Source organism: Streptomyces sp. MBT53, assembly GCF_016654115.1.
In the GTDB taxonomy this organism is placed as follows: Bacteria; Actinomycetota; Actinomycetes; order Streptomycetales; family Streptomycetaceae; genus Streptomyces.
Map to the genome: position 1 here is coordinate 1 of NZ_JAEQAZ010000431.1, position 1,445 is coordinate 1,445.

The 1,445-nt window shown below is 68.5% G+C and carries 1 protein-coding gene; it reads right to left on the reverse strand.

The window, feature by feature from the left end:
• Positions 1–22 precede the first annotated feature (22 nt).
• Entirely contained in the window at positions 23–1,219 is a 1,197-nt protein-coding gene (locus JHN45_RS51880; protein ID WP_201056484.1) for an IS110 family transposase, read from the reverse strand.
• Positions 1,220–1,445 lie beyond the last annotated feature (226 nt).

The window sequence follows — 1,445 nt, forward strand, 5'->3', positions numbered from 1 at the left end:
AGGAGACTTCCCAATGACGTTGTCAAGCCGTCGCCGTGACTGGTGGTGTGGCTTGGTAGCACGCCCCGTCGCGGATCATGGCCCACAGGACGTTGGCGCGGCGTCGGGCGAGTGCCAGCAGCGCCTGCTTGTGCCCCTTGCCCTCGGCCCGTTTCCGCTCGTAGAACCGCTTCGAGGCCGGGCAGCTGCGGAGGCTGGCGAACGCGGACAGGTAGAAGGCGCGGAGCAGGCCGCGGTGGTAGCGGCGGGGGCGGTGGAGGTTGCCGCTGACGCGTCCGGAGTCGCGGGGGACGGGGGCGAGTCCGGCGTAGCCGGCCAGGCGGTCGGCGGTGCCGAACGCGTCCATGTCACCACCGGTCGCGGCCAGGAACTCCGCGCTCAGCAGGCTGCCCATGCCGGGCATACTCTGGATCACTTCAGCGTGCGGGTGCTCGCGAAACCGGCCCTCGATGAAGGCGTCGAGCTCGGCGATCTCCTCATCGAGGGCCATCACCCCCTTCGCGAGACGGGCCACCATGGTTGCCGCGAGTTTCTCGCCGGGCAGCGCGGTGAGCTGGGCTTCGGCGGCCTGCACGACGGCCCTGGCCAAGGCCGCGCTGCCATAGACCTTGCGGTTCCTGAGCCAGGTCGTCATGCGCGCCGCGCCGGCACGGCGGATCGCGGCCGGGGTCTGGTATCCGGTCAGCAGCAGGACCGGCCCTTTCCTCGTCAGGTCCAGGGAGCGTTCCAACGCCGGGAAGATTTCGAGGAGTTGGGCGCGCAGGCGGTTGATCTGCCGGGTCCGGTCGCAGACCAGGTCAGTGCGGCGGGTGACCAGAGTGCGCAGGTCGACCGATATCTCGTCGCCGGGCCGCAGGACCCCGAGGTCGGTGCGCATGCGGGCCTGGTCGGCTATGACGAAGGCGTCCTTCGCGTCGGTCTTGGCCTGGCCCCGGTAGCCGGCCGACGCCCGGTGGACGGCCAGGCCGGTGATGTAGGTGATGTGCTGATCGTGGCTGACCAGCAGCCCGAGCAGCAACGCGGCCCCGCCGTGGTTGATGTCCACCGCCCACAGCACGTCCTGCGACAGCTCCAGCACGTCCGCCATGAGTTGGAGCAGTTCACTCTCGTCGTTCAGCACCCGCCGCGACAACAGCGGCTTGCCCTGGGCGTCGATCACCACGCAGTGGTGATGTTCCTTGCCGATGTCCACTCCGGCCCAGATCTCGGGCACAGCCACCTCCGCCAGCTCGTCGTACATGAACCCAGCAGACGACCTCGCCGACGTTGTCCTACAAAGCGATCGCGTCGCGTCTCCCAATGAGCGGTCGAGTCGTCGCGGGACCCCGGGCGGCCAAGTCTCCTGAGCCATCCAACGGCGGCCACATGCCAGCCATACCCAGAGCCCCTGGGCCCCACCGATCTTACGAATGACCAGTTCAGACCCACATCAAGAAAGGTAGGAC